Origin of the sequence: Hymenobacter sp. 5317J-9, assembly GCF_022921075.1 — a bacterium.
Classification (GTDB): domain Bacteria; phylum Bacteroidota; class Bacteroidia; order Cytophagales; family Hymenobacteraceae; genus Hymenobacter.
This window is the reverse complement of sequence record NZ_CP095050.1, coordinates 4,382,174-4,408,060: the sequence shown is the minus strand read 5'-3', so window position 1 is coordinate 4,408,060 and position 25,887 is coordinate 4,382,174. Positions and strand designations below refer to the sequence as shown.

The window sequence follows — 25,887 nt, the reverse complement described above, 5'->3', positions numbered from 1 at the left end:
GGGTGGGGGAGGAAAGGGGGGTAAATCCGGCCGGAAGGTAGCAGAACGGCCGGAATAATTACGCCCTCAACGTCGCCCGCTTATTATTCTTTTGTGAGCTGCCGCGAAATCAGCACGCCGTCCACGTTTATCAGCAGGGTGTAGGTGCCGGCAGCGCGCACGCCCAGGTCCTCGGGGCGCAGCTGGTACTGGTAGCGGCCGGCGGCCTGGCGGTTGTAGCGCAGCGTTTTCACGGTGCGGCCGGCGGCGTCGTGCAGGGTGAGCACCACGGGTGCGGTGCGCGGCAGGGTGTAGTTCAGGTTGAGCAGGTCGCCCACCGGGTTGGGGTAGGTTTCTACCTCGTATTCGGCCGTGGCCGAGGCCATGCGCACGGCCGTGGTGGTGCGGTTGATGGTCCAGTTCACGGTGTAGGTGTGCTGGGCGGCGTGGGTGCTGCGGCGGGTCAGGGCAGTGGTATCGGTGACGGTGGCGCGCACCACGTGGCTGCCCACGGGCAGCTGAGAGAGTGCTACGGTGGCCGTGGGCGCGTTGCGGACTCCGATGGCCGCGCCGTCCAGCGTCCAGGTCACTTTGAGGGTATTAGGAGCGGGTGCCAGCAGGCTCAGCGCAAAGTTGAGGTTCTGGGTGGGCGCGTTGATGCTGAGCGCCGTGGGCGTGTAAGCCTGCAGCGGCGACACTAGGGTGTGGATTTTCTCCACAAAGGCCTCGCGACACACCGCGCAAAACGGATAAGCCGGGCCTAGGTACTGCATTTTGCAGCCAGCGTGGGGCTTCTTCCAGCTGGGGTCGGTGGCGTGCGAAATGATGCCGATGCCGTTGGTGTTCATCCACGGGGACCAGCGCACGGTGGTGGGGGAGGTGGTTTGGGTCATGTTGGCCGACTCGCGGGCGTACTGCGGCCCGGCCCAGTACTCGTCCGACAGGCCCGCGAACGAGTGGCCGATTTCGTGCACCATGATTTCGGTGGCGCTGGCGTTGGCCGAAGCCGTGGCCCAGGTGCCGCCCGAACCGCCGTATTCGGCGTGGTTCACCAGCACAAACACCTGGTCGTAGCGCGGGAAATTGGTGGCCAGCACCCCGGCAATGGCGGCGTTGGACTGCGGCACCAGCAGGCGGTGAATGCCGCCGTAGTCAAACGTGGAGTTGAAGTAGGTACTCGCCGCAAAGGAGGGCGTGCTGGCGCAGTCGGGCGCTGTGCGCGGGTGCGTGGTGCCGCTCTGGGCCGAGGGCACCTTGATGGCAAACGCATTGAAATACGGCTGGTATTCCTGAAACGGCGTTTGCCCGAAGAAGCTGGTCAGCACCTGGTTCACGCGGCTCAGAAACAGCGGCATCTCGCTGGCCTGGTAGCCATCGGGCACAAAAACCAGGTTGATGCGCCTGGTCAGCGAGCCGGTTTTGACCAGGGTGTCTACCGGGAATGTCTGGGCGGCCAGCGGCGCGGCCATCCCGATACCAAGCAGTAGCAGGAAGCAAAGGGTAGCAAGTTTCTTCATGGGGCAGGCGCTTAGGATTTGTGCGGAACAGGAATTTCGGTGAGCAAATTGGTTTTGCCATCCACCACTTCTTCGAGGCGAATGGCGGTGGCAGCGGGCCGCAGGGCCAGGCGTACAAACAGCTCGGCCGTGGGCACCACCACTTCGCTGCGCTGAAAGGTGCGCTGGTCGTCGGCCACGTGTTCCACGCTGCGCCGCAAGGGGTGCGCCACCCGCACCTGCGCCAGCGGCTGGCCCTGGCCGTTGAGCTGCGACACGCGCACGTAGTTGGGAGCATCGGCGTCGGGTTCCGGCGCTTTCAGCTCGCCGGGCACGGCCTGGGCCTGCAGCACCTGCACCTGCGTACCGGCCGGGGCCGCCGTGAGCCGGCAGCTCAGAAACAGCAGCTGCGGGGCCGGGGCCGGTTCCGACGCAGCCTTCGCCGCCGGTTGATAGGCGGCTGCCGGCCGTCTCGCGCACCCCATCATGCCCGCCAGCAGCAGGCCGCAACCAACAATGCAGAACGAAAGGCGCATGGTGTAAATATAGCCTTTAAATGATAGAGAGTTGACTTATTTGTGATTCCGCTCAGGCGGATATCGTTTCGGGAAGATGGTGCTTCTGGCACGTTCAAGCTGGTCGGTGCGCCCCGCCTGCCGTTCCGGTATTGATTCTGTCACAAATATTGCCTAAATTGAATATAAACACACCGGCTTTCGCTTTCATCTGCAGGGTTTCTATGGTGAAAAACCTCCGTACTCCGAGTGCTTATGCGACGACTAGGTTACCTGCTGTTGGCCTCGTTGCTGACGTTGGTAACCACCGGCCCAGCCCGGCCGGCCGCGCCCGTTGCGAGCGCCCCGCCGCCGGCCGGAAGCAGCAGTAGCCGCGCGGCGCCCGACTCGTTGGCCGGCCGCATTCGGGCCTTGTTGCTCGACACCGTAGACGCGCCCGGCCACCGCCCCTTGCAGTACTACGACCTGCCCGCTACGCGCACCTTCTACCAGCGGCGGGCCTGCGCCCCGGCCTGGTGCGACAGCTTCCGGCTTAGCGCCCGGGGGCGGGCGGCCAGCGGCCTGCTGCTCAGCGCCGAAGACTATGGCCTGCAGCCGGCCAACTACCACGGCCCCGCGGTGCAGGCCCTGGTTCAGGCGCTGCGGCCGCCCGTGCCCCCAGCCCGCCGTGCGGTGCTGCAGGCCCGCCTGGAAGTGCTGCTCACCGACGGCCTGCTGCGGTTCACGCGGCACCTGCGCCGGGGCCAGCTGCGCGAACTCACCCCGTCGCCACTGGAAGCCGTCGATTCAACGTTTGTGCCGGCGGTCTGGCTTTCTCAAGCCTTGGCCGCGCCCGATTTTGTGCCCGCTCTGCTGCGCTGCCAGCCGCAGCAGCGCGAGTACCAGCAGCTGCAGCAGGCGCTGGCGCGCTGGCGGCGGCAGCCCGGGGGCCGCGACTCAGCCCGGCTAAAGCGCGCCTGGCAGTTGGCCCTCACGCTGGAGCGCTGGCGCTGGCAGGCCATTCCGGATACCAACTACGTGCTGGTCAACCTGCCCGCCTACGCCTTGGAAGTGGTGCACCGCGACAGCGTGCTGCAAACCCAGCGCCTCGTCATCGGCAAGCCCGAGAGCCCCACGCCCACGTTTAGCAGCCGGCTGCGGGTGTTCACGCTGGCGCCCGAGTGGCGCGTGCCCTACAGCATTGCCACCGAGGAGCTACTGCCCCGCCTGCGCCACAACCCGCGCTACGCCGCCCGGCACCGCTTTGCCATTTACGATGCCCAGGGCCAGCCCGTGGACGCCACGGCCGTGGACTGGTGGGATGTGGACAAGAAGCGGTTTCGCTACACTGTCCGGCAGCGCTCGGGGCCGGGCAATGCGCTGGGCTCGGTCATTTTCCGCTTTGCGAACCCCTACCAAGTGTACCTGCACGCCACCTACGACACCCACGATTTCAAGCGCCCCTATCGCGCCCTCGGCCACGGCTGCATTCGCATGGAGCACCCGCTGCAGCTGGCAGACTACCTGCTGCGCGGCGCCGACAGCCTGCGCGCCACCCTGCCCACCGAGGCCGAGCTGGCGGCGGCGCCCGTGCCGCGCCGCGTCACGGCCGAGCGCGCGGTGCCGCTGCACGTGCGCTACGCTACCTGCGCGGTGGTAGGGGGCCAGCTGCGCTTCTACCCCGACGTGTACAAGCAGGACGAAGCCCTGCGGCGGCAACTATTCGGGCGTTGAGGACGAGTCCAAAGGGTGGGCGCGGTCCGTATCTCCCGCACCCGTTAGCTTCGTTACCTTATGCTCTCCCATCCCCACGAAGTTTTCCTCGAAGTGGCCCAGCGCCTCAGCTTCACCAAGGCCAGCCAGACCTTGTTCATCAGCCAGTCGGCGGTGAGCAAGCAGGTGAAAGCGCTGGAGGAGTATTATAAAACGGGCCTGTTTGAGCGCCTGGGCAGCAGCATTCAGCTCACGCCGGCCGGCCTCAAGCTCTACCAAAAATTGCTGCAGGCCAAGCAGCTGCAGCAGGAGCTGCACCAGGAAATGAGCGCGCTCAGCACCGATTTTGCGCCCAGCATGCACCTGCTCATCGGGGCCAGCACCACCATTTCGCTGTACGTGCTGCCGCCGGTGGTGTCGGCCTACCTGCGCCAGCACCCCAACCGCCAGCTCAGCCTCAAAAACCGCAATTCCGACAACATTCTGCGCGCCCTGCTCGACCACGAAATCGAGCTCGGCATCATCGAGGGCATTCACAAGGTGAGCCACGTGACGTACACGCCCCTGCTCACCGACGACGTGGTGGCCGTGTGCGCCGCCAACAATCCGCTCGAAAACCGCACCCTCGAAGTGCACGACCTGCTCAGCACGCCGCTGGCCCTGCGCGAGGCCGGCTCCGGCACGCTGGCCGTGCTCGAAGAAGCCCTGGCCCAGCACCGCATCAAGCTGGCCGCGCTGCCGGTGCGCGTGCGCCTGGGCGGCACCGAAGCCCTCAAAAACTTCGTGCGCGTCGACAACTGCCTGGCGTTTTTGCCCCGGCAGGCCGTGCTGAAGGAGCTGGCGTCGGGCGAGTTTTCGGAAGTGAAAATCAATAATTTTCCCCTGAAGCGAGAGTTCAATTTCATTCAGCGCAAGGGCACCGAAAACAACGCGCCCTACCGCGACTTTCTGCTTTTTACCAAGCGCTACTATTCTGGGAAGGCATAGCCTATTCCAAAAGCCTATGCCCATAAGGCATACCGCGGCTGGGGGACTCCCGTACTTTGCCCCATGAAAATGGTGGCCCTCGAATCTCCTTCCCGCCTCAGCGCCCTGCATTGCTCGGCGTGCGGCACTGCCTACTCGGCGTTTGAATTGCAGCGCGTGTCGGCCTGCTGCAATGTGCCCCTGGTGGCCGACTACGCCCTGTTTGAACCCCTGGGCCGCGACGTCATCGACCAGGCCGATTCCTCGATGTGGCGCTACGGCGCCTTGCTGCCGCTGCTCAGCGAAGAAAATAAAGTGACCCTGGGCGAAGGCTTTACTCCGCTGCTGCGCTTGCCGCGCCTGGCCGCGCGCCACGAATTGTCCTCGCTTCTGCTGAAGGACGAGGGCCAAAATCCCACCGGTTCGTTCAAGGCGCGCGGCCTTAGCATGGCCATCTCCAAGGCCAAGGAACTGGGCGTGGACGGCTGCATCATTCCCACCGCTGGCAATGCAGGCGTGGCCATGGCCGCCTACTGCGCCCGCGCCGGTCTCAAAGCCGTGGTGGTGATGCCCCGCCACACGCCCCAGGCCTTCAAGGAGGAATGCTACTGGTACGGCGCCGAGGTGGAGCTGATTGACGGCCTCATCAGCGACTGCGGCGCCCGGGTGCGGCAGCGCAACGCCGACGGCGCCCTGCTCGACATCTCGACCCTGAAAGAGCCCTACCGCCTCGAAGGCAAGAAAACCATGGGCTACGAAATTGCGGAGCAGCTCAACTGGACGCTGCCCGACGTGCTGCTGTACCCCGCCGGCGGCGGCACGGGCCTCATCGGCATCTGGAAAGCGTTTCAGGAGATGAAAGCCCTGGGCTGGCTGGCCCCCGAAACCCGCCTGCCGCGCATGGTGGCCGTGCAGGCCAAAAACTGCTGCCCCCTGCTCGAAACCTACGCCGGCCGGCAGGCCAACTGCCACGCCTACCACGGCAGCCCCACGCTGGCCAACGGCCTGGCCGTGCCGCACCCGCTGGGCGAGGCCATGATGCTGCGCGTGCTGCGCGAATCCAACGGCACGGTGGTGAGCATCAGCGAGGAAGACATGCTGGCCGGCATGCGCGACCTGGGCCAGCAGGAAGGCCTATTCGTGGCCCCCGAAGGCGCGGCCGTGTGGATGGCCGCCCGCAAGCTGCTCGGCACCGGCTGGCTGCACCCCGACGAGAATGTGCTGCTCCTGAACACCGGCAACGGCCAGAAATACATGGACAATGTGGCCGGCCGCGCAAAAAGCTAGCCTCGCCAAGTCACCAAGAAATACTGTCATGCTGAGCGCAGTCGAAGCATCTCTACCTCACGCAAGAATTTAGTTGCGCGGTAGAGATGCTTCGACTGCGCTCAGCATGACGTTTGCTTTTCGGCCAACAGCCCAAGCCCGGCAATACCTTTGCGCCATGCGCATCCTCCACGTTTTGTCGGCTGAGTTTTTTGCGGGTTCGGTGGCCTATGCCGTGCAGCTGGCCGAGGCGCACCGCGCGCAGGGGCACCACGTGTGGATGGTGTCAGATGCGGCGCAGCTTCCCACGGGGGCTACGCTGGTTATGGCGCCCATCAGCAACCGCCGCTTCGGGCAGCGCTTGCGCAACGCCCGGCTCATTCGCCGGCTGGTGCAAGCCGAAGACATTCAGGTGGTGCACGCCCACTCGCGGGCGGCCAGCTGGGTGAGCTACGTGGCCCTGCGCGGCCTGAAGGTGCCGCTGGTGAGCACCGTGCACGGTCGCCAGCACCTGCACACTTCCACCTCACTCTTCGATATCTACGGCGACAAAGTCATCGCCATCTGCGGCAACCTGCGCACGCATCTTGTCGATGAGGTGAAGATGCAGATGGCCAAAATTGTTGAAATTCCGAATGGCGTGAGCTTTGGGGCTGCGCCCGAAGCAGAATCAGCTGAGCCGCTTAGGCTTGCATTCATCGGGCGCTTCAATGGTGGCAAGGGCGAGCGGGCGGCGGACCTGCTGCAACAGGTGTTTCCGGTGCTGCTGCGGGAGCTGCCGGGCTTGCGCGTGGCCCTCATCGGCGGCGAGCTGGAACACTTGCCCGAGGCCGGTAAAGTAGCTCTGACGCAGCTGCAGGCGGAGTTTGGCGAGCGGGTGGAAGTCGTGGGCTTCACTTCTGACGTGCCCGGCTGGCTGGCCCGTACCACGCTGGTCATCGGGGCGGGGCGGGTGGCCATTGAGGCGCTGGGTGCCGGCCGGCCGGTGCTGGCCCTGGGCGAAGCCACCTATGAGGGGCTGGTGGCCGAAGCCACCTTTGGCGCGGCCGCGGCTTCCAATTTTGGCGACATCTCGGCCCGGCAGGCGCCTTCGGCGGTGGATTTTTCGGCGGTGCTGGCCGCGGCGTGGGGCTGCCTGCAGGCGCCGCAGCCCGTGACAACTGCCCTGCAGCAGCAGGTACGGGCGCACTACGACCTCCGCACCGTGGCGGCGCGGGTGCTGGAAACCTACCAGGCCGCCCGCATGCAGAAGGCCGTGCCCGCCTTCATCCCGGTGCTGATGTACCACAAAATCCCGGACGCGCCGCTGGCTACTAAGCATCAGATTTACGTCACCAAAGACAATTTTGCCCGGCATCTGGCCTATTTCAAGTCGCGCAAGCTCACGCCCATCACCTTCGCCGACTACCTGAAATTTGCCGCTGGCGAACGGCCGCTGAGCGAGTTTCCGGCCCGCCCCATCATTCTTACCTTCGACGACGGCTACACCGATAACTACACTAACCTGCTGCCCCTGATGCAGCAGTACGGCTACCGCGGCGTGCTCTACCTGCTCGGCGATTTCGACGTGCGCCACAACCAGTGGGACCTCGCCGCCGACCCCACCGAGCCCCGCTCCGACATCATGGACCGGGGGCAAAAGCAGGCGTTTGTAGCGGCCGGCTGGGAAATCGGAGCGCACACCATGTCGCACCCGCGCCTCACCACGCTGCCACTGCCCGAAGCCGCCCAGGAACTAGTGCGCAGCAAAGCCGCCTTGGAAGAAGCGCTGCAAACCAAAATCGTGAGCTTTGCCTATCCCTACGGCGACCTCAATGAGCCCGTGAAAGAAGCGGTGCGCGCCGCCGGTTTCGCCCTGGGCGTAGCCACCGACACCGGCGGCCTGACCATTGAAGACGACCGCATGCAGGTGTTCCGCATCAACATGTTTCCGAACGAGTCGACCAGCAGTCTGTTCAAAAAAACGTCGGCCTGGTACCGCAAGTACTACCGCTGGAAGCGCGGCAAGTAGCCCCGCCTACTACCGCAGGGCAAAAACCCAGGTGTAGGCCAAGGTGCCCACGAGGAAGGCGCCGAACGCCACGCCGTCGCCACCCAGGCCCAGTACTTCCAGCGCCACGCTTAGCCCGCCCACCGCGGCCAGCCCGAAGCCCGCCCAGCGCGAGCGTTGCCAGGCCAGTGTGCCCGCCGGCAGCCGCCAGGTGCCCGCCAGCGGAAACAGCAGCCCCAGCGCCACCATGCCCAGCGTGCTGGTGCCCGGTACGGTTGGCGCCGCCAGCCGCCCGGCCAGTGCGCCCGCCGCCACCGCCAGCAAACCCAGAAACTGGTTGGAGTGCCGCGTCTGCCGCTCGCTCAGGGCCAGCCGGCCGTAGGCACTCACGCGCAGCAGGCTCTCGAAAATAACGTCGGCAAACCAGCTCAGGAACACAAACAGCAGGTACACCGGCAGCAGCACCCGCACAAAGCGCACCACCACCCAGGCGCCCAGAAACAAGCCGCGCCGCGCGCCCTCGCTCAGCGTGCCCGACCAGTACACGAACCGCATGAACGTGCGGTACACCCAGTAGCGGGCCTTCAGCGCCTCCACCAGGCCCTCGCGGGCAAAGTCTGATTCGGGGTCGAGGCGTAGGGCTTCGCGGAAGTGCTCCAGGGCTTCTTTGGGGCGGTTGGTTTCGAGGGCCACCCAGCCGGCCTGGGCTTGGGTGCTGCTGCTGCTGGCCGCATAGCTCAGGGCCGAGCGGGCGGCGGTGCCGGCTTCGTCGGGGCGGCCCTGGCGGGCCAGGGCGCGAGCCTGCAGGCCGTGCAGACCGGCGTGCTCGGCGTCGAGGCCGAGGCCGGTTTGGGCGGCTTGCAGGGCGGCCTGCCACTGGCCGCTTTGCAGGCGCAGCTGGCCAAGCAGGTGGTAGTAGTCGGCGTCGTTGGGGTCTAGCGCCAGGGCTTCGTTGATGGCGGCCAGCGCCTCTTTGGGGCGGTGCCGGCGGTTTTCAATCAAGGCCAGCGCGTAGAATGCGAAGTCGTATTCGGGCGACAGGTGAATGGCCAGCTCGGCTTCGGACTGCGCTTCGGCTAGCTGCTTCTGCTCCAGCAGGCACACGGCCAGCAGGGCGTGGGCAATGGCATCGTGCGGGTCCTGCGCGAGCTGGCGGCGCAGCTCCTGGGTGGCGTGGGCGTGGCGGTGCTGGCTCAGCAGCAACTCCACACGCGGGAGGTAGTCGGTAGCGTTTTCCAAACGAATAGAAGGATAGGGTGCTTTTGCGTCTGATTGCCAGGGCCGGTCAGCAAGTTGGTTCGAATATAGCCTGCCCCGGTCAGCGGGGCCGCAGGCCGTCCCGCAATCAAGCCCTTGGTTCCCTTTGGTTATTAGTCTTCATCGCGGCGCTCTTGCAGGTAGCGCGCAATGGCCAGCAAGCCGGACCCGACGACAAGGCCCGTCATGGCCGGCAAACCCAACTGCACGCTGAGCGCAGTGAGCCCGATGATGCCGCCGATAATGACCAGCACCACGCCCCACACCTTCAGCTGCCAGCGCCAGCGGCTGTGCGGGTTCGGCGGCAGGCGGTGGCGAAACAACGGGTCGCGCCGAGTGTGCCACCATGCCCGGGTCACCGCGCCCGTGGCCCGAATGCGGTTGAAAAGCATGCCCAGGCCGGGGTCGAGGCCCAGGGCGCGGCGCGCGGCCCCTTGGCGCTCGCTACGCAACAGCCACTCGGGCCACAGCTGCTGGCGGCGGGCTTCGCGCAACAGGGGCACCAGCTCAGGCGCCAAGGCGGGGTTTTGGCGCAGCGCTTCGGTGAGGTGGCGGTCGGCGGCAGCGGGCTGGTAGCGGTTGAACAGCACCCGGCCCAGGCGGGCGTGCACCAAATCGCTCTCCGGGGCCACGCGCAGCAGGCGCTGAAAGTCATCGTCGGCCGCGGCGGGCTGGTCGAGGCGCTCCTGGGACAGGGCACGCCACAGCAGGCAGTCGGCGTGTGCGGGCGCCAGCTGCAGGCCATCTTCGGCGCAGCTGATGGCCGCGTTGTAGCTGCGCTGCAAGTAAAAAAGCTGCGCTCGAAACGCGTGGTAGCCGGGCTCCCGGTGGCTCAGGCGCAGAGCTTGTCGGAGGGCGATGTCGGCCTGGCGCAGCTGGCCCTGCATGCCCAGTACCTGCGCCAGCGCAAAATGGGCCTCGTGGGCGTTGGGTTCCGCCTGGATGGCCGCCGTAGCGGTGTGCACGGCTTCTTCCAGGCGCCGCTGCTGTCGGAGGGCCTCGGTCAGGGCCAGCAGGGTTTGCCAGTCGGTGGGGTCAACGGCCAAGCGCTCCCGGGCCGCGGCCTCGGCCAGGGCGGGCCGGTGCAGCTCCAGCAGCTGCCAGATGCTAGCCAACGAAGGGAGGCGTTGCGGAGTAGGGTGCACGGAGGGGGCAGGCGGCAAGCCAGAAAGTTAGCGGTGTTGTCGCAGCAGGCTGCGGCCCAGAAAAAAGGCGATGATTGCGACCCCAGCAGGCGGGAGCTTCCATGCTACCGAAATCCAGCCCAGCAGGCCAATGAAGCCCACAAAAGCCAGCCATTTACCTGGCGAGGCTGTGGCCGCGCTTGCCAGAACATCCAGGTCCTCCTTGGTTCCGATAGCGGGAGCAGGCGGGCTGGGCTCACGTTGAAACAAGGGGTCTTGCTTGGTTTTGGCGTTGGCCACGGCCATGTAGTACCACGCCACCGGCGTGCAAACAACGCGGACAAAAAAGCTCGGAACAGCAGACCAGCCTGCCAAGTAGGGGGCGCGTCCATAGTCGCCCAGGCGCAGTAGCTCCGGCGGCCAGCTTTCCCACCGCCGCGCCTGCCGGAGCAGGGGCACCAAGCTGGCGGCTTGCGGGGGCTCCAAGGCCAAGGCCTGGGCGAGGTGGGTGGCGGCGAGAGTGGCCTCGCCCCGACGCAGCAGAAGCTGGCCTATTGCGCGGTGTACGGGGCCACTGTTCGGGGCCACCGCCAGCAAACGCTCCCGGGCTGCGTCGGCGATGGGCAGATGGCCTTGTTGCTCCGCCGCCCGCATCAGCCACAACAGGCATTCGCCGTGCCGCGGGTGCAACGAAAGCCCGGATTCGGCCGCTGCCACCGCGTTGGCATATGCCTGAATGAGGAATTGCACCTGAGCCTGAAACGCGAAAAAATCGGCCTCATAAGGATTGAGCCGCAGCACTTCGCGCATGCCTTGGGCAGCCGTGTGCAGGTTGCCGAGCTGCCCGTGCACCCGCGCCAGCGCAAAATGGCTGTCGGCGTTTTCGGGAGCCTGCCCTACGGCGGTTTTAGCTTGGTCCAGTGCCCGCATAGCCTGTCGGTCCAAGAGCAGCGCGTCGACCAAGGCTAGCCGGGCACCAAGGTCGGTGGGTTGGCTGGCCAGGCGCACTTGGGCCAGCTCCATGGCCAGCCGCGGCCGGTTGAGCTTTAGCAGCAGCCAAATGCGCTGCATGCCGGGCAACCGCGCACTGAGTCGTTTTTTGGACGGGGTGTTCATGTCGAAATCGTCGTTGGCAGTCGGGCCAGTCCGGACTATTATCCCGGCTTCTTCACCCCCAAATACACCAGAATGTCGTCGTACAGCCCGCCTTCGTTGGAGTACAGCGCGTAGTTGCGGGCAGTGGCAAACCACTCCTTGGTGCTGGGCTTCACCAGCTTGGCAGCGTCGAGCAAGTGGCTTTGCTCGATGGGCAGGGGGCGGCCGCTGCGCATGGAGGCGCGCAGGCACACGTCCACGGCGCCGTCTACCAGCGCCATCAGGTCGGCGCCGCTGAGGCCGGCGGTGCGGGCGGCCACGGCCGTGGTGTTCACGCCGGGCGCCAGCGGCTTGCCGCGCAGCAGGATGTCGAGGATGGCGGCGCGGGCCGGCTCGTCGGGCGGCGTCACCAGCGTGATGCGGTCGAAGCGGCCGGGGCGGCGGAAGGCGGGGTCGAGGTGCCAGGGTGCATTGGTCGCGGCCATGATGAGCACTCCCTCGTTGGAGCGCGTGGCGCCGTCCAGCTCCTCCAGAAATTGGTTGATGACGGTGCGGCCCGCGCTCTGGCGCAGGTCGTGGCGGTTGGCGGCCAGGGCGTCCACTTCGTCGAAAAATAGCACGCACGGCGCCTGGCTGCGGGCCAGCTCGAACAACTGATGCAGGTTTTTCTCGCTGTTGCCCAGCCACATGTCCAGAATATCGGCAATCCCCACACTGATGAAGCTAGCCTGCACTTCGCCTGCCGTGGCGCGGGCCAGGTGGGTTTTGCCGCAGCCGGGCGGGCCGTAGAGCAGCAGCCCGCCGCCGCTGGCTTTGCCATAAGCCTTGTACAGGTCCGGGAATTGCAGCGGATGAATGATTTTGAGGCGGATTTCGTCCTTCACCGCCTCCATGCCGCCAACGTCGGCGAAGTTGATTTTCGGCCGTTCCAGGCCCAGAAGCTTGGCCTGAGGGCTCGGTTCGTCCTCGTTGGGCGCGGGCGCGGGGCTGTAGCCGCTGGCGGGCACGCGGCGGGCGGGCGCGGCGGCTTCCAGGGCCTGGCCGAGGTCGCGGTCGGCCAGGCCGGGGTTGATTTCCAGGGCGTGGGCGTAGGCCTCGCGGGCTTCGGCGGGCTGGCCGGCGGCCAGCAGCAGGCGGGCGTGCAACAGGTGGGCAGCGGCATTATCGGCGTGCTGGTCCAGTAGTTCCTCCACTACCACGAAAGCGGCCGAATGCTTGTTGCTAGCAAAATAGGCCTCGGCCAGGCTCAGGCGCAAAGCGTCGTCGGTGGGGTGCTGGCGCAGGCCGTCGCGGCACAGGGTTTCGGCCTCCTGGTGGCGGCCAGCGGCGTTGAGCTGGCGGGCCAGGTGCTGGCGCAGGGGCAGGTTATCGGGCGAAAATTGCAGGGCGTCGAGCAGCGGCTGGAGTTCGGCAGACATGGTGGTGGGCAAGGGCTGGGAAAATCGAGCCGGAAGTTAGCACCGGCCGCCGGCTGCCGCGCCTTCCCAAGTCCTCAGGCGGGCAGCTGCGCCAGCGCCCGCTCGCCCTCTTCCTCGCTCATACCTTCAATTTCCACTTTCTTAAACGGGGCCGTGTGGCCGCTCAGCAGCGTCACGCGGCTTTTGGGCACGCCAAACGTGGCGGCCAGAAACGCCAGCAGCACCGCATTGGCCTGGCCGTCCTGGGGCGGTGCTTGCAGGCGCACGGTCAGGCTGCCATCAGCGGCGCGCAGCAGCTGGTTTTGCCGGGCATTGGGCTTGGCGCGCAGGTGCAGAATCATGGGTTGGCGAGTTGGCGGAGTAATGGTTTAACGAAATAAAGAACGCCATGCTGAGCGCAGTCGAAGCATCTCGCGTGTGGTAGTAACTCAATGAAATTGGTTTACTGTTGCACGCGAGATGCTTCGACTGCGCTCAGCATGACGTTCTTTTTTACTTACCACCTCACCACTATCCCCCAACCCGTGCCTGGCCAAAGGGGCACTGGTCCAGCACCACGCAGCGGCCGCAGGCCGGCCCGCTGAAATAGCAGCACTTCTGCCCATGAAACATGAGCGCCTCGTGGTGGTCGTACACCTGCTGGGCGTCCCAGCCGGGCGGCAATAGCGCCTCCAGCAGCTTGTGGGCCGGGCCTTCGCCCACCTTGGGCCCTATCAGGCCCAGACGCTGGGCCACCCGATGATGGTGGCTGTCGACGGGCATGGCCGGGATGCGCAGCGAGCTGAAGAGGAGCGTGGCCGCGCTGGTTTTAGGTCCCACGCCGCTGATGCTTTCCAGCCAGGCGCGGGCCTCGGGAATGGGCATGTCGGCCAGAAAATCCAGCGAGCAGGGAGCATCGGTACCGCAGCGCTGGCTGATTTCGCGCAGCACGGCCTGGATGCGGGGCGCCTTTTGCTCGGGCCAGGTGCAGGCCCGGATGGCGTGCTGCACGGCTTCGGTAGGGGCGTCGCGCACGGCCTCCCAGGTCGGGAACGTGGCCCGCAGCTCCTGGTAGGCGCGGTGCGAGTCGGCGTTTTTGGTGCGGTGCGAGAGCAGAGCGCTCACCAGCTCGCTCAGCGGGTCTTTGGTGCTGAAGAAGCGAAACGGGGCGCCGTACTCGGCGCAGAGCCGCTCGTGCACCAGCAAGGCCTTGGCTTGAAGCGCAGCAAAATCGGTAGTCAGGGCATCGGCCGTGGAAGCGGATTTCATCTGCTGCCTACGCGTGCCATGTAGGTTGGGGTTATGCGACCAATGCAACACAACATGAAGGAGGCCCACAGAAGCACGGCTAAGCCGGTTCTGTGGGCCTCCGCCGCATGGCTTATTCTCTGTCTTAGCGCCCCGAGTTGTACAGCGCAATGGCTTGGCGCTGGTTGTTGGCCTGCTTGCTTTGCAGCACAATGGGCACGATGAGCACCGGAATGGCCGCGTACACCAGCGGCGAAATGCTGCGGCCCGCATCGGTGGGCCGCACCGACTGCAGCAGCCCGTAGATGAGCAGGCCGCCGCCCACCACGTAGGCGCCCACGGTGGCGTGCTGGTAGCGTTGGGCATCGGCCAGCAGCTGCTGGGCACCGGCGTTGTCGGTGGTGGCCAGCATCAGGTTGCGGGAGTTCAGGTTCTGAATGGGGCCGTTGTCTTTCGAGAAATACTCGGTTTTCACGGTGCGGTAGCCGCCGTAGGGGTAGCCCCCGAAACCGCCGTAGCCATAGCCGCCGTAGCCGTAGCCGGGGTAGCCAAAGCCGCCCGGCCCCGAGTTGTACTGCGTGGTGGTGATGGAATACAGGCTGATGCGGCCGGTTTTCTCGCGCCGCAGGGTCGTCTCGCGCGAAGAACCCGGCAGGTTGGTGCGCACGTAGTGACCCGTTTCGTCTTCATAAAACCCGACTTCGGCCAACTCAAACTTGCGCTGCCCGTCGAGCAGCAGGTAGGAGCGGCCAAACAGCGGCGTCTTGGTTTCCACGTCGTTGGCGCTGTAGAGCAGGCCGTTTTTCAGGCCCACCTGGAAGCGGGGCGGGCGCGTGTTGTTGCCGGGAAGCTGGCCGGCGGGCGTGGGTGCGTATACCGGTGCGGGCATGGGCGCGGGCAGCGGAGCCGTCACGGTGGCGCGGCGCGTGGTATCGGGCGGGGCCACGGGCACGCTCTCGAGCTGGCGCGGGGCCGGGGCCACGCGGGGCTTGGCCGGTGTGGGCAGGGAGGGCGGGGCCCCCAGCTGGCGCGGGCCCTCGTCCTGGGCGCGGGCCGCCGAGCCGCCCAGCAGCGCCACCAGCAATGCGGAACAAACAACGGGAATTCTCATAAGTTGAACAGCGCTAATGGCCACGAGGCCGAACAAGGTAGCAACACCCGGCAAATATTCGCCCAAAGGACCGAAACACCTGCTGCGGGCAGTTAGCCATTCACGCAAACCCCCGGCGGCCTGCACAAATTCCGCGCGGCGGCCGTGAAGTTTGCGTGAATGGCTAACCGCCCGCCGGGCTAGTTCAACAGCTTCTCCAGCAGGCTTAAGCTGTCGGAAAGGTCGGTGCCGGTTTCAAAATCCAACGGCTTGAGGATGTAGCCGCTGATGCCCAAGTTGCCGGTGTTCACCCGGTCCACGTCCATGCCCGACGTGGTGGTGATAAACACCGGGATGTGCTGAAATTCGGGGTTGGCGCGCAGCTCGGTCAGGAACTCGATGCCGTTCATGCGCGGCATGTTCAGGTCGAGCAGGATGACCTCGGGCAGCGGGCGCAGGGGCTCGGTGCCGTTGCGGCCCAGCAGCAGGTCCAGGGCTTCTTCGCCGTTGAAGGCTGTGTGCAGCCGGTGCGGCACGTTGAACTTGGCGAAGGACTTCTCCGCCGTCATGGTATCAAAAATATCGTCTTCGACGAGTAGAACAGAACGCATACGCTTCAGGAAATAGAGTCGGCCGGTTGATAAAAGCCGAACCTGCACAAGCACAATGGGGCCCCTCAGGTTCCCACTCTTGGGAATTTACTTCGGCCACGTAAAAATAAACCCGGCCCCCTGGCCCGGTGCCGATTCGACCTTGATGGTGCCCTTGTGCTCGTCAATAATTTTTTTCACAATGCTCAGGCCGATGCCGGTGCTCTCGGCCGTGTGCCGGTCGCGCAGGGTCTGAAAGAGCAGGAAAATCTTCTGGTGGTATTCGGGCGCAATGCCCGGCCCGTCGTCCTGCACCCGAAACTCGTAGCAGCGGCCGATGTCGCGGCAGCTTACTTCCAGTTGGCCGGCGCCGCGGTGGTGGTACTTCACGGCGTTGGAAAGCAGGTTGGTGAACACCTGCTGCAGGCCCAGTCGGTCGGTGGTCAGGGTGGGCATGTCGGGCCCCACGCGCAGCGTAAAGTCGGGCGGCACCACCAGTTCGGCCACTTCCTGCAACAGCTGGGCCACGTCGACGGGAGCCGGCGGCTGGGCCACGCGGCCCACGCGGGCGTAGGCTAGCAGGCCGTTTATCAGGTCTTCGAGGCGGCTGAGGCGGCCCTTCATCTGGTCGAGGTAAGTGCGCAGCTGGGGCGAAAGCTCGGCCGCCAGCTCATCTTCTATCCACTTCACGATGGTGGTCACGCCGCGCAGGGGCGCCTTCAGGTCGTGCGAGGCCACGTAGGCAAACTGGTCGAGTTCCTGGTTGCGCTTTTCCAGGGCGCTGAAGCTCTCGTCCAGCGTCTGGGTCATGCGGTTGAGGGAAGTGGCCAGCCCGCCGAGGTTGTCTTCGGCCGTGTCGGTGATTTTCACGGTGTAGTCGCCCTGCACCACCTGCTCGGCCAGCACCCGAATCTGGGCAATGCGCCGGCTTACTTCGGCATTAATGGCGGCCAGTTCGTCCTGCAGGCGCCGGTTGTCGGCCAGCTCCCGCACTATTTTCATCACCAGCCACACCACAATCAGCACCGCCAGCACCGCCGATACCAGCACCACGATGGGCGTAGCGGTTTCGAAAATGTCCTGCAGCTTGCTGCGCTGGGCCAGCAGCGCCATTTCGCTGCCCTTGATGCGGGCATACAGCGAGCGCACCTGACGCAGCGTCTGGCGGTCGGTGTCGAGCAAGGTTTGCATGGCCGACTGGCTCATGGACTTCTTGATTTCGGTGAGTGGCCGCAGAATGTGAAATTCCTGCTCCACCAGTGCCTGCAGCGAGTCGAGGCGGGCGCGCTGCGCGGGGTTATCCACGGTGAGGGTGCGCACGCGGGCCAGCGCCGCCGGCAGGTCGCCCGTGGCAATGCTGTAGGGCCGCAGGTAGGCCGTGTCGCCAGTGAGCAAGTAGCCCCGGGTGCCGGCCTGTGCGTCTTTGAGCACGGCCGTGATGGTTTCGGCTTCCTGCAGCACCTGATAGGTGTGCTCCACGCGCTCGGTTTGCACCTTCAGGCCCCGAATGCTCCAGAACGAAGCCGCGGCCGTGAGCAGCAGCACGCCCACGGCCAAGGCCAAGCCGACGATGATTTTGGGGTCAATTTTCGATTTCATGGGCAGCGAATGTACTGGGCCGCCCTACGCCCGCGCTGCCGCTAAGGTTGGGCCCGGCCCGCGGCCGGGTATCTTTGCGCCCATGCCGTTTGCCCCCTCCGACCGCCTCAGCAGCCCCCAAAACCCCCGCATCAAGCAGCTGCTCAAGCTGCAGCAGAAATCAGCCGAGCGCCGCGCCCTGGGCCTCACCCTGGTCGAAGGCCTGCGCGAATTAACCATCGCCGTAGACGCCGGCGTGGCCGTGGCCACCCTCTACAGCTGCCCCGAGCTAGCCGGCGAAACCGGCCTGGGCGACCTACAAAAGCTGTTTGCCGGCAAAAAAGACGCTCCTGAGTGGTTCGAAGTCACGCGCCCGGTTTTCGAAAAAGTGGCCTACCGCGAAGGCTCCGACGGCCTGCTGGCCGTGCTGAAGACGCCCGGCCGCACCCTCGCCGACCTGCGCCTGCCCGCCAACCCGCTCGTCCTGGTGCTAGAGGCCGTGGAAAAGCCCGGCAACCTCGGCGCCATCCTCCGCACCGCCGACGCAGCCCCCGTCGACGCCGTCCTCATCGGCGACCCGCGCACCGACCTCTTCAACCCCAACACCATTCGGTCCAGCATCGGCTGCGTGTTTTCGGTGCCCGTGGTGGCCGCGCCCATGGCGGATATTTTCGATTTTCTGCGCCAGAAAAGCATCCGCAGCTACGCCGCCGCCCTCACGCCGAAAGCGCACTCTTACCTCGAGTGCGACTTTCGCTACCCCACGGCCCTCGTCCTCGGCACCGAAGCCGACGGCCTGACGCCCACCGCCCAGGCCGCCTGCGATGAAACCATCATCATCCCCATGATGGGCCGCATCGACTCGCTCAACGTGAGCGTGGCCGGCGCCGTGCTGGCCTTTGAGGCCGTGCGCCAGCGCGGGGAGGGCAGAGGTTAGTAAACCGTTACACCGAAGCCCAATTCCTGAGCCAGCTGGCGGGATTCCTCGGCTTGGGCATCGGCCACCACGGTCAAGGCGTAGGCGTCGCTATCCAGCGTCAACAGCACCAGCGCCAGGCCAAGGGGCTCCAGCAGGTCTTGCAGCAGGTCCAGGGCATCGGGGCCGGTCACGGCAGTGCGTCCCGGCGCGGGTTCGCCCACCCGCATGGCCCGGCCCTGTTGGGTTAGGGTTTCATTGAGGCCATACACCAGGTCGGCGGCGGGGTCTTGCCAGTCGCTTTCCCACACCAGCTCCTCGGCCAGCAGCGCGTCAATCAGCGCCACGGCGCGCAGTTCCGGCTCGGGCAGCACGGCCGTAATGCCGCGCTCCTCCAATTCCTCGGCAAACTGCTCCTGGTAAGCCGCCGGGCGTTGCAGCGCCAGCGCCAGCCGCTCGCTCACGCGCTGGGTAGCCGCGGCGTCATTCAACGTAAAAAGCTGCACAAAGCGGCTCAGATTTTCTTGGTTCATATTGGGGCGGGGGTGAATGAAAAAGGGCGCGACCAAAGCCGCGCCCTTCCCAAAACTATTCAATTGAGAATAATTAGTCGGCCTGCTTGGCGTAGCGCAGACGCTCGTTCTCGTCGAGCAGAATCTTGCGCATGCGAATCGACTTCGGCGTCACTTCCAGGTACTCATCCTTCTGGATGTATTCCATGGCTTCTTCCAGCGAGAACTGGCGCTTGGGCACAATCTTGGCGTTGTCGTCCGAACCGGAAGCGCGCATGTTGGTCAGCTTCTTGCCTTTCTGGATGTTGATGGTCAGGTCGTTGGGGCGGGTGTGCTCGCCGATTACCTGGCCGGCGTACACTTCCTCGCCCGGGTCCACGAAGAACGCGCCGCGGTCCTGCATCTTGTCGATGGTGTAAGCGGTGCCGGGACCGGTCTCCAGCGAAATCAGCGAGCCCGCGATGCGGCCGGGGATGGTGCCCTTGTGCTCTTCGAAATCGATGAAGCGGTGGTTCATGATGGCCTCGCCGCCAGTAGCCGTCAGCACGTTGTTGCGCAGGCCAATCAGGCCGCGGCTCGGGATGCGGAATTCGAGGTGTTGCAGGTCGCCTTTGGGCTCCATGATGGTCATTTCGCCCTTGCGCATGCTCACCAGCTCAATCACCTTGCCGGCGGTTTCCTCAGGCACGTCCACCACGAGCAGTTCCATCGGCTCCAGACGCTTGCCGTTGTCGTCCTCCTTGAAGATTACCTGCGGCTGACCCACTTGCAGCTCGTAGCCCTCGCGACGCATGGTCTCGATGAGCACCGACAAGTGCAGAATGCCGCGGCCGAACACGAGGAACGTATCCTCTTTGTCGGTCACTTGCACGCGCAGGGCCAGGTTTTTCTCGGTTTCCTTGAACAGGCGGTCGCGCAGGTGGCGCGAGGTCACAAACTTGCCCTCCTTGCCGAAAAACGGCGAGTTGTTGATGGTGAACAGCATGTTCATCGTTGGCTCGTCGATGCTGATGCGCTCCAGCGCCTCCGGATTCTCGAAGTCGGCCAGCGTGTCGCCAATGTCGAAGCCTTCGATGCCCGACACGGCGCAGATTTCGCCGCTGTTCACTTCGCTCACTTTGTTGCGGCCCAGGCCTTCAAACACGTGCAGCTCGCGAATTTTCACCTTTTTGATGGTGCCATCGGCCTTCATCAGGCTCATGTTGGCGCCTTCGCGCAGGGTGCCGCGGTGCACACGGCCGATGGCGATACGACCCACGAACGACGAGTAGTCGAGCGAGGTAATCTGCATCTGAGGCGTGCCTTCCAGGGCCGGCGCCGGCGGAATCGACTCCAGCACCGCGTCGAGCAGCGGGGTGATGTTGTCGGTTTTTACCTTCCAGTCGGTGCTCATCCAGCCCTGCTTCGACGAGCCGTACAGGGTCACGAAATCAAGCTGGTCTTCCGAGGCCCCGAGGTTGAACATCAGGTCGAACACCTGCTCGTGCACCTCGTCGGGACGGCAGTTTTCTTTGTCCACTTTGTTTACCACCACGATGGGCTTCAGGCCCAAATCAATGGCTTTGCCCAGCACGAAACGCGTCTGCGGCATGGCGCCCTCAAAGGCATCCACGAGCAGCAGCACGCCGTCGGCCAGCTTCAACACGCGCTCTACCTCGCCGCCAAAGTCGGCGTGACCAGGGGTGTCGATGATGTTGATTTTAACGTCTTTGTAGCGCACCGACACGTTTTTGGAAACGATGGTGATGCCACGCTCGCGCTCCAGGTCGTTGTTGTCGAGGATGAGGTCGTCGAACTGCTGGTGGGCGTCGAAAATTTTAGATGCGTGGATAATCTTATCCACCAGGGTGGTCTTGCCGTGGTCAACGTGAGCGATGATGGCAATGTTCCGGATATTCTGGGCCATATGGGTTGGTTTTGCGGGTGCAAAGGTACGGAAAAAATGGCGCAAAGCCTTGTGGTAATCAATGTTTAACAACCGGCCCGCTCCGGCCGCCGGCCGCACCGCCAAGCGCGTCGCCTTAAATGGCTTAGGACCACTGTAAGGTTCCCGCCTGGTTTTCGTCTATCCCGCAGTCCGAACCCCGGCACCGTGCCGTATGTTGACTTACCATCACCCCAGCCCATTCCTGCTCATGCGCTTTTCCTTGTTGCTCCTGCTCGTTTCCCTGTTCACGCTCGACACCGCCTGCTCGCAGAAGCGCGCCGACGTGGCCGCTAACACGCCCGCGGCGGCTCGCGCGGCGGCCGGCAAAACCTACTTTCAGCCCAAGCCCGTGACCGGCAAGCCCGACGAATTTCCGGTGCGCCACACCGAAGCCGAGTGGAAAAAACTGCTCACGCCCGACCAGTACTACATCCTGCGTGAAAAGGGCACCGAGCGCGCCTTTACCGGCAAATACCACGACAATCACGCCGCCGGCACCTATTACTGCGCCGCTGACCACAACCTGCTTTTTACCTCCGATACCAAGTTTGAGTCGGGCACCGGCTGGCCCAGTTTCTACGCTCCGGCCACCGACAACAGCGTGAAAGTGGCTTCAGACAACACCTTCGGCATGAGCCGCGACGAAATAGTGTGCGCCAAGTGCGGCGGCCACCTCGGCCACGTGTTCGACGACGGCCCCAAGCCCACCGGCCAGCGCTACTGCATGGACGGCAACGCCCTGGTGTTTGAGAAGAAAAAGTAGACCTTCCTGTATTATTATAGGAAAATTCACAAAACAGAGGCCCGGCGAGAACCACTCACCGGGCCTTTTTCGTTGATGAATCTAGGCAGCCTGCTCTTATGGACGTGCTGTTGCAGGAATATCTCTCTGAGAAAAATTATAATTTTTCTTCTCTCCCTATGGAAACTACCTCTGACCCCATCGAATTTCTGCAGCAGGAAATAGCACCTACGCGCCGCCTGCTGCTCAATAATAGCCTGTACCGCGGCATTCAGTCCATGGCCGACCTGCGGCGCTTTATGGAGCACCACGTGTTTGCGGTGTGGGACTTTATGTCGCTGCTCAAGGCCCTGCAGGGCGACCTGACCTGCGTGCAGGTGCCTTGGGTGCCCACCGCCAACTCGGCCATGCGGCGCCTCATCAACGAAATCGTGCTCGAAGAGGAGTCCGACGTGGACCCGGCGGGCCACGCCACCAGCCATTTCGAACTCTACGTGCGCGCCATGGACGAATGCGGCGCCGACACGGGCCCCATTCGCCGCCTGGTGGCTGCCGTGGCGGCCGGCGACACTGTGGAGCGGGCCTTGGAAGCGGCCCAGGTGCCGGAATCGGTGCGCGAGTTTGTGCTCACGACGTTCGACATTATCCGTGGGGGGCGGCCCCACGCGGTGGCCGCGGCCTTCACCTTCGGCCGTGAGGATTTAATCCCGGACATGTTTCGCCAATTGGTGGACGACCTGAGCACGCGATTTCCTGGCCAGCTCGACACGTTCACCTACTACCTCAACCGCCACATCGAGCTCGACGAGGACGTGCACGCCCCGCTGGCCCGGCAAATGGTGCGCGAGCTGTGCGCCGACTATCCCGAGCGCTGGCTGGAGGCCCAGCAGGTGGTGGTGCGCTGCCTCGAAGCCCGCATGGCCCTCTGGGACGGCGTGAAGCTGGCCGGCGCCCGCCCCGCGCTGGCGTAGCGCACCGCCCCGAACCAGCCGGGCCGGGTCTGCGTTTGAAGGGCGCAGCCGCCTCTGGCTGCGCTATACCGGCGCTGTCCATGTTGAACTGTAGAATAATAGGCTTCCGCCTGGGAGCGGCTGCCGGCCTGGCGGTGGCGCTGGTGAGCTGCACGGCCACCGAGCAAACGGCCGAAACCGCCACGCCCACGCAAGTGAACTCCGACGCCGACCGCCGCGCCATCTACAACGGCAACGGGGCGGGCACCAGCTCGGCCGTGCCCGACGCCACGCCTAACCGCGTGCGTCTCGGCGAGCAGGCCTCCGACATCAACCGGCAAAAGCGCATCGAAAGCGTGAACACCAACGACGCTAACACCACCTCGCCCGAAACCCGCATTCGGCAGTTAAACTATCCCGCCCCCCTCGACACGGCGCGCCGCCCGTAGCCTGCGCTCATCACATCGCACATTGCAAAAAGCCCGCTCCTGATGTCAGAAGCGGGCTTTTGGTTGCGGAGGCAATAGTGGCGCTATGCGCTGATTTCGCCGGTGCCAGGGCTATCGGCTGAGTTCATTACGTCGTTGGCTTCGGGCGCGGTGCTGGCCTGGGCGCGGGGCTTAGGGCCGCGGCGCGCACCGGTGGCAGCTGCTGCCGCGGGCCGGCCACGCCGGGCTCCCGCGGCGGCGGCTGGCTTGCGGCCGCGTGTGCCAGTGGCGGCCGGAGCAGCTTCGTTGCTGCTGGCAGCGCCTGCGTCGGCGCGCGTGGCGCGGGGTTTGCGCGGCGAGCCGTCTTTGTTCAGGGTTTGGCTTTTTTTGCGGCCGCGGCTGGTGGTGCTGTCATCGGCGGCGACGTTGGCGGCACCTGCGGTGCTGCCGCTGCCGGCCACCGAGTCGTAGTGCCGCACAATGGTGTGCAGGGCTTCCTCAAACATGCGCTCCGTATCCACGTCGAGGCGACGCGTGGCTTCCTTCACCACTTCCTTCAGCTTGGCTTTCGTTTCTTTGCGGATGCGAGTCACCACCTCACTCATGCGGTTGTTCAACTCTTTCTGCAATTGCTTGGCGGCCGATTTGAGCGATTTTTTCTGGCTGGCTTTGCGGCTGGCCCGGTCATCGTTCAGTTCGGACTTGGCGCGTCCGGCATTTTTTGCCGATTTGCGGGCCGCTTTTTCTTCCGGCGTGCGTTTCGCGCGTTTTTCCGTTTGAGTCGGAGAAGCAGGTTTTTTCATGTGAAAAAAAATGGTTGATGAAGGTGAAGAAAGGCAGAAGAGAAGCGCTTATTTGTACGTCGGTGTGAATACGCCGCGTTCAAATGTAAAATGAATTGCTTGTCAAACGGTTTTGTTGGTTTTAAGTTGATTTAAAACCGATAGTTTTTAATGTTTCTTTCTCTTTGCAATCATTGTTTGCGCGTGTTTTAGCTGCGCGCTCAATGAGTTGTTTTATTTTTCAGTTTACGTATGTCTTCTCTTCCTAAACGCTACACCGTCACCGCTGCGTTGCCTTATGCCAATGGCCCGGTGCACATTGGCCACCTGGCGGGCGTTTATTTACCGGCCGATATTTATGTGCGCTACCTGCGCTCGGCGGGACGCGACGTGAAATTTATTTGCGGCTCCGACGAGCACGGCGTACCCATTACCATTCGCGCCCAGAAAGAAGGCGTGACGCCGCAGCAAGTGGTGGATAAATACCACGCCCTCATTCGCGATTCGTTTAAGGAATTCAACGTGTCGTTCGACGTGTATTCGCGCACGTCGTCGGCCACGCACGCCGAGGTGTCGAGCGGGTTTTTTACCAAGCTCAATAACGAGGGCAAATTCATTGAGCAGACCACGCAACAATATTTCGACGAGTCGGCGCAACAATTCCTGGCCGACCGCTACATCGTGGGCACCTGCCCCAATTGCGGCAACGAAAACGCCTATGGCGACCAGTGCGAGCGTTGCGGCACCTCACTCAGCCCCACGGAACTAATTAATCCGCGCAGCATGCTCAGCGGCGCGCACCCCGTGTTGCGCGATACCAAACACTGGTTTTTGCCCCTCGACCAATACGAGCCCTGGCTGCGCGAATGGATAATTGAAGGCCACAAAAACGACTGGAAAACCAACGTGTACGGCCAGTGCAAATCCTGGATTGACCAGGGTCTGCACCCCCGCGCCGTGACGCGCGACCTGGATTGGGGCGTGCCCGTGCCGGTGCCCGGCGCCGAAGGTAAAGTGCTGTATGTGTGGTTTGATGCGCCCATTGGCTACATCTCGGCTACTAAGGAAGCATTCCCCAATGAGTGGGAGACCTATTGGAAAGACAAGGATTCCAAATTGGTGCATTTCATTGGCAAAGACAACATCGTTTTTCACTGCATTATTTTTCCGGTAATGCTTAAAGCGCACGGCGACTACGTGCTGCCGGACAACGTGCCGGCCAATGAATTTCTGAATCTGGAAGGCGACAAAATCAGCACCTCGCGCAACTGGGCGGTGTGGCTGCACGAATATCTGGCCGACTTCCCCGGCCAGGCCGACGTGCTGCGCTACGTGCTGTGCGCCAACGCGCCCGAAACGAAAGACAACGATTTTACCTGGAAAGATTTTCAGGCCCGGAACAACAACGAATTGGTGGCCACGCTCGGCAATTTTGTGAACCGGGCCGCCGTGCTGACGCACAAATTCTTTGAAGGCAAAGTGCCGGAATTGGGAAAATTGCAGCCCATTGATGAGGAAGCATTTGCGCAGTTCGCCGAATTTCCCGCGAAAATTGGCGAGCTGATTGAAAATTATCGTTTCCGCGACGCCTTGGCCGAAGTGCTGAACTTGGCCCGCTTAGGCAATAAATACCTCGCCGAAACGCAGCCCTGGCACCTGATTAAAACCGATGCCGCACGCACCGGTACGGTGCTGCACGTAGCCCTGCAAATTGCCGCCGCCCTGGCTCCGGTGCTGGAGCCCTTCCTGCCCGAATCGGCGCAGAAACTGGCCAATATGCTTGATATGGAGTTGGGCAACTGGGCCAGCGCCGGCCGCCGCGATACTCTGAAAGCCGGCCATCAATTGCGCGAAGCAGCCCTGCTATTCGCCAAAATTGAGGATGCCGTGGTGGAAGCCCAGGTGCAAAAGCTGCTGGATACCAAAAAGGAAAATCAACTGGCCAACACGCCCGTCACGCCCGCTAAATCGGACGTATCATTTGATGATTTTGGCGCGATGGATTTGCGCGTGGCCACCATCGTGGCCGCCGAAAAAGTTGCTAAAACCAAAAAGCTGCTGAAGCTTACCGTTGATGTGGGCCTGGAGCAGCGCACCATCGTGAGCGGCATTGCCGAATATTTTATTCCTGAAGCCCTCGTAGGGCAGCAGGTGCAGGTGCTGCTCAACCTGGCCCCGCGTGAAATCAAAGGCATCAAGAGCCAGGGCATGCTGCTCATGGCTGAAAATGCCGACGGTACCCTCGCCCTGATGCAGCCCAGTGCGCCCGTGCGCAACGGCAGCGGCGTGGCATAAATAACCACGTTGCAAAAAGAAAGGCCGACCGCATTATTGCGGTCGGCCTTTC

At 63.9% G+C, this 25,887-nt stretch carries 23 protein-coding genes; 9 read left to right on the top strand and 14 right to left on the bottom strand.

The features are described from left to right. Positions 1-83 precede the first annotated feature (83 nt). Together MUN81_RS18510 and MUN81_RS18505 are read right to left on the bottom strand one after the other, a co-directional pair. A complete protein-coding gene (locus MUN81_RS18510; protein ID WP_245113175.1) occupies positions 84-1,496 on the bottom strand; it encodes a M64 family metallopeptidase in 1,413 nt (470 codons plus the stop codon). An 11-nt stretch (positions 1,497-1,507) separates the two neighbouring features. Then, the gene (locus MUN81_RS18505; protein ID WP_245113174.1) at positions 1,508-2,011 is read right to left on the bottom strand and encodes a hypothetical protein; all 504 of its coding nucleotides are present in this window, start codon (positions 2,009-2,011) and stop codon (positions 1,508-1,510) included. 234 nt (positions 2,012-2,245) lie between these two features. On the opposite strand from MUN81_RS18505, the gene MUN81_RS18500 reads away from it, so the two are divergent. The 4 genes from MUN81_RS18500 to MUN81_RS18485 all read left to right on the top strand — a co-directional run bounded on the left by MUN81_RS18500 (position 2,246) and on the right by MUN81_RS18485 (position 7,925). Continuing rightward, on the top strand, positions 2,246-3,703 hold the full coding sequence (locus MUN81_RS18500) for a L,D-transpeptidase family protein (protein ID WP_245113165.1): 1,458 nt from the start codon (positions 2,246-2,248) through the stop codon (positions 3,701-3,703). Between the two features lie 60 nt (positions 3,704-3,763). Continuing rightward, positions 3,764-4,669 carry a LysR family transcriptional regulator gene (locus MUN81_RS18495; protein ID WP_245113163.1) on the top strand — a complete coding sequence of 302 codons (906 nt, stop codon included), beginning with the start codon at positions 3,764-3,766 and terminating at the stop codon, positions 4,667-4,669. Between the two features lie 63 nt (positions 4,670-4,732). Then, positions 4,733-5,935, top strand: coding sequence for a threonine synthase (locus MUN81_RS18490; RefSeq protein WP_245113162.1), 1,203 nt, complete (start codon positions 4,733-4,735; stop codon positions 5,933-5,935). Between the two features lie 157 nt (positions 5,936-6,092). Beyond that, the gene (locus tag MUN81_RS18485) at positions 6,093-7,925 is read left to right on the top strand and encodes a polysaccharide deacetylase family protein (protein WP_245113160.1); all 1,833 of its coding nucleotides are present in this window, start codon (positions 6,093-6,095) and stop codon (positions 7,923-7,925) included. A gap of 9 nt (positions 7,926-7,934) precedes the next feature. Here the strand turns inward: MUN81_RS18485 and MUN81_RS18480 are convergent, their stop codons facing one another. The 9 genes from MUN81_RS18480 to MUN81_RS18440 all read right to left on the bottom strand — a co-directional run bounded on the left by MUN81_RS18480 (position 7,935) and on the right by MUN81_RS18440 (position 17,304). Further along, the gene (locus MUN81_RS18480) at positions 7,935-9,143 is read right to left on the bottom strand and encodes a tetratricopeptide repeat protein (RefSeq protein ID WP_245113157.1); all 1,209 of its coding nucleotides are present in this window, start codon (positions 9,141-9,143) and stop codon (positions 7,935-7,937) included. Positions 9,144-9,274: 131 nt separating this feature from the next. Next, complete coding sequence (locus tag MUN81_RS18475; protein ID WP_245113155.1) at positions 9,275-10,276, bottom strand: tetratricopeptide repeat protein; 1,002 nt, start codon at positions 10,274-10,276, stop codon at positions 9,275-9,277. A 57-nt stretch (positions 10,277-10,333) separates the two neighbouring features. Beyond that, entirely contained in the window at positions 10,334-11,401 is a 1,068-nt protein-coding gene (locus MUN81_RS18470) for a hypothetical protein (RefSeq protein ID WP_245113153.1), read from the bottom strand. 38 nt (positions 11,402-11,439) lie between these two features. Beyond that, entirely contained in the window at positions 11,440-12,798 is a 1,359-nt protein-coding gene (locus MUN81_RS18465; protein WP_245113152.1) for an ATP-binding protein, read from the bottom strand. A 74-nt stretch (positions 12,799-12,872) separates the two neighbouring features. After that, positions 12,873-13,139 (bottom strand): DUF167 domain-containing protein, encoded by a 267-nt coding sequence (locus tag MUN81_RS18460; protein ID WP_245113150.1) that lies wholly within the window; start codon positions 13,137-13,139, stop codon positions 12,873-12,875. Between the two features lie 169 nt (positions 13,140-13,308). Then, the gene (locus MUN81_RS18455) at positions 13,309-14,046 is read right to left on the bottom strand and encodes a Fe-S cluster assembly protein HesB (protein WP_245113148.1); all 738 of its coding nucleotides are present in this window, start codon (positions 14,044-14,046) and stop codon (positions 13,309-13,311) included. A 124-nt stretch (positions 14,047-14,170) separates the two neighbouring features. Next, positions 14,171-15,136: a hypothetical protein gene (locus MUN81_RS18450; RefSeq protein WP_245113146.1), complete on the bottom strand. Its 966-nt coding sequence runs from the start codon at positions 15,134-15,136 to the stop codon at positions 14,171-14,173. A gap of 179 nt (positions 15,137-15,315) precedes the next feature. After that, on the bottom strand, positions 15,316-15,726 hold the full coding sequence (locus tag MUN81_RS18445) for a response regulator (RefSeq protein WP_245113143.1): 411 nt from the start codon (positions 15,724-15,726) through the stop codon (positions 15,316-15,318). An 87-nt stretch (positions 15,727-15,813) separates the two neighbouring features. Continuing rightward, positions 15,814-17,304: a CHASE3 domain-containing protein gene (locus tag MUN81_RS18440; protein WP_245113141.1), complete on the bottom strand. Its 1,491-nt coding sequence runs from the start codon at positions 17,302-17,304 to the stop codon at positions 15,814-15,816. Between the two features lie 82 nt (positions 17,305-17,386). On the opposite strand from MUN81_RS18440, the gene MUN81_RS18435 reads away from it, so the two are divergent. After that, positions 17,387-18,220, top strand: a complete 834-nt coding sequence (locus tag MUN81_RS18435; protein WP_245113139.1) for a TrmH family RNA methyltransferase — start codon at positions 17,387-17,389, stop codon at positions 18,218-18,220. Here the strand turns inward: MUN81_RS18435 and MUN81_RS18430 are convergent. After that, a complete protein-coding gene (locus MUN81_RS18430; RefSeq protein ID WP_245113136.1) occupies positions 18,217-18,732 on the bottom strand; it encodes a hypothetical protein in 516 nt (171 codons plus the stop codon). The two genes, MUN81_RS18435 and MUN81_RS18430, sit on opposite strands and share 4 nt — an antisense overlap. Positions 18,733-18,805: 73 nt before the next feature. Then, positions 18,806-20,617, bottom strand: a complete 1,812-nt coding sequence (gene typA / locus MUN81_RS18425; protein ID WP_245113134.1) for a translational GTPase TypA — start codon at positions 20,615-20,617, stop codon at positions 18,806-18,808. A gap of 229 nt (positions 20,618-20,846) precedes the next feature. Here typA and msrB point away from each other — a divergent pair, with 229 nt between their 5' ends. From msrB to MUN81_RS18410, 3 genes are all read left to right on the top strand, one after another. Further along, on the top strand, positions 20,847-21,401 hold the full coding sequence (gene msrB, locus MUN81_RS18420; protein WP_245113132.1) for a peptide-methionine (R)-S-oxide reductase MsrB: 555 nt from the start codon (positions 20,847-20,849) through the stop codon (positions 21,399-21,401). Between the two features lie 158 nt (positions 21,402-21,559). Further along, the gene (locus tag MUN81_RS18415; RefSeq protein WP_245113130.1) at positions 21,560-22,351 is read left to right on the top strand and encodes a DUF3050 domain-containing protein; all 792 of its coding nucleotides are present in this window, start codon (positions 21,560-21,562) and stop codon (positions 22,349-22,351) included. Positions 22,352-22,431: 80 nt separating this feature from the next. After that, positions 22,432-22,779: a hypothetical protein gene (locus MUN81_RS18410; protein WP_245113123.1), complete on the top strand. Its 348-nt coding sequence runs from the start codon at positions 22,432-22,434 to the stop codon at positions 22,777-22,779. 83 nt (positions 22,780-22,862) lie between these two features. On the opposite strand, the gene MUN81_RS18405 is transcribed toward MUN81_RS18410, so the two are convergent. Then, positions 22,863-23,561: a hypothetical protein gene (locus MUN81_RS18405; protein ID WP_245113121.1), complete on the bottom strand. Its 699-nt coding sequence runs from the start codon at positions 23,559-23,561 to the stop codon at positions 22,863-22,865. 231 nt (positions 23,562-23,792) lie between these two features. Between MUN81_RS18405 and metG the strand changes: the two genes are divergently transcribed. Next, positions 23,793-25,835: a methionine--tRNA ligase gene (gene metG, locus MUN81_RS18400; RefSeq protein ID WP_245113119.1), complete on the top strand. Its 2,043-nt coding sequence runs from the start codon at positions 23,793-23,795 to the stop codon at positions 25,833-25,835. Positions 25,836-25,887 lie beyond the last annotated feature (52 nt).